Annotated in this window: 3 protein-coding genes and 1 tRNA gene; 2 read left to right on the top strand and 2 right to left on the bottom strand. The window is 27.4% G+C overall.

The window, feature by feature from the left end:
- Positions 1-226: ATP synthase F0 subunit C (gene atpE, locus AC30RD_RS08735; RefSeq protein ID WP_489494120.1), on the top strand; the 226-nt coding region annotated here is incomplete at its 5' end.
- A gap of 71 nt (positions 227-297) precedes the next feature.
- A tRNA-Leu gene (locus AC30RD_RS08730) sits at positions 298-384 on the top strand.
- On the opposite strand, the gene AC30RD_RS08725 is transcribed toward AC30RD_RS08730, so the two are convergent.
- Complete coding sequence (locus tag AC30RD_RS08725) at positions 385-1,614, bottom strand: hypothetical protein (RefSeq protein WP_489494118.1); 1,230 nt, start codon at positions 1,612-1,614, stop codon at positions 385-387. It lies immediately after the preceding tRNA gene.
- The coding region (locus tag AC30RD_RS08720) for a tetratricopeptide repeat protein (protein ID WP_489494116.1) at positions 1,611-2,138 on the bottom strand (528 nt) is incomplete at its 5' end. The genes AC30RD_RS08725 and AC30RD_RS08720, both read right to left, overlap by 4 nt.

The raw sequence follows: 2,138 nt of genomic DNA, 5'->3' as shown, positions 1-2,138 counted from the left end.
CAGCGTTGTTGCGGCTGGTATAGGTCTAGGTATTGCAGCGGCAGGCGGCGGTCTTGGTATGGGACATACTGCGGCGGCTACAATTGCGGGAACCGCTAGAAATCCTGGTCTTGGCGGTAAATTGATGACAACAATGTTTATCGCTTTGGCGATGATCGAAGCGCAAGTTATCTATACTCTTGTTATCGCTCTAATCGCGCTTTACGCAAACCCATTTTTAGGTTAATTTTAAGTCAAAGGCTTTTTGCCTTTGACAACTTCTTTCCTTTTTGATAAAATCACTTAAACAAAACTTAAGCGGCAGTGGCGGAACTGGTAGACGCGCAAGGTTGAGGGCCTTGTGGGAGTTATCCCGTGGAGGTTCGAGTCCTCTCTGCCGCACCATCAAAAAAAGTAGATATAATATATGGAACTTTTTAAAAACGCTCTATTTATACCTGAAAATTCGCTTGAGTAAGAGAAACTAAAACTTATATTATCTTTTCTAAAAAGAGGCCCACCAATGCCTAAATCAGCAGAATATCCACTTTTTGTTAGTGTGTTGTAACTAATTGTAATATCTACAAAGGGTTTCCAATATCTTGTATATCTATATTTATGATCATATCCGAAAAAAAATCCTACACCAACTTCACTATTTGTATCTGGTAAAAATTGAGGATTTTCATAATTGCTTATATGTTGTATTAGATTTGTTATATCTTTTTTGTTGTAGTTTGATTTTTTTAAATAGCTTTTAAAGCTAAAATCTGGATATGATACTCTTATTTTATTTATAAATGTAAATTGAATTTGATTTTTATCACCTATATTTACATTCTCTTGATCTTTATAAAAAGTTTTCTCTATTTGAGCTTCTATATATTTTTTATTATCAAATTTATATGTCAAAAATATTTCTAAAGAGTTTTTTTTACCAGCCAAAAGGGTATAAATTGATTCATCAGCTTTTTTACCTATATTTAAATTTAAGGAAGATTCTATTTTATCTGTGCATCTATTTAGATATTGCAAAGAAAAGGAAAAATAGTTTTTTATACCTTTATTTAGCCCGGACATAATTTTTATAAAGCCTCTATTGGTAAACTGCTTATAACCAAATTCAATAGTTTGATATCTATCTTTTACATTTTTAAGTTCGTCTCTTTTATAGCTTTTAAAATTGGTTAATGAAAAATTAAAAAGAATATATTTTTTTTGACTAACCTCTCTAATATAATCGATTTTATTTTCAAAATATTTTAGATTGCCTCCTCTATCAATATAGTTTGAGTATAATTTTAAATTGCTGCTATTTTCATGAATGATATCTAAATACTGTTTATATAATAAAAAATCATCTTTATATATATCAAGATATTTAAAACTATTTTCTTTGCTTTCGTCATATTTTTGAAGGATATAAAGAGAGTTTATTTCGTCTCTATGAGGAAGTTTGCCTGTATATTTTTCCAATATTTTTCTCATTTTTTCTTTATCATACTCATAAATTGCTATATTTAATAACATCCAGGGCTCTGGGAAAAAATTTTTTCTTTTTATTGAGATATTTTTTGTATTATTTGCTGCAAAAATGGCAGTTATTAAAAATATAAATATGAAAAATTTTTTCATTTTTTTATCCTAAATCTATTGATATAAAAAATTGCCGGATCATAAATATTGTGCAAAAGAAAAAAATTAACTTTTGAGCTAAGATTAAATTTTTCATCAAAATTTTTATCTGCGTAAGCAAAGAGTTTTTGAATCTCTTGATCAGAACTATAATGCATCGATAATCTTAAAAAATTGTAGAAAAAATTAAAATCTTTTAAAATATCTTTATTTTTTTTATAGATTTTTTTCATTTTTTTATATGTTTTAAATTTTATATATTCACTTTCATCAAATTTGCCTAAATTATATAGAAGATCTGAGTAAATGATCAAAATTTCAAAATCTTGTGGGTTGTTTTTTAACCTTTTTTTAACTATTTTTAAAGCTTTTAGATCCTCTTTTAAAAAAAGATATATGGATAAAAGAGCGTTTTGGGGAAGTATAAATCTGTTTTCATAATATGTGATAAACTTTTTCATTTCCTTTAGATCTTGTGTTCCCAATAAAAACCACATATAAGAAAGTAGTAAATCATTTGAGTT

The sequence above is a fragment of the Nitrosophilus sp. genome (assembly GCF_982775275.1).
This window is presented reverse-complemented; position numbering and strand designations above follow the sequence as displayed.

Excerpts from the sequence above, each read along its gene's own strand:
- AC30RD_RS08725 (WP_489494118.1), bottom strand. The coding sequence starts at position 1,614 with ATGAAAAAATTTTTCATATTTATATTTTTAATAACTGCCATTTTTGCA.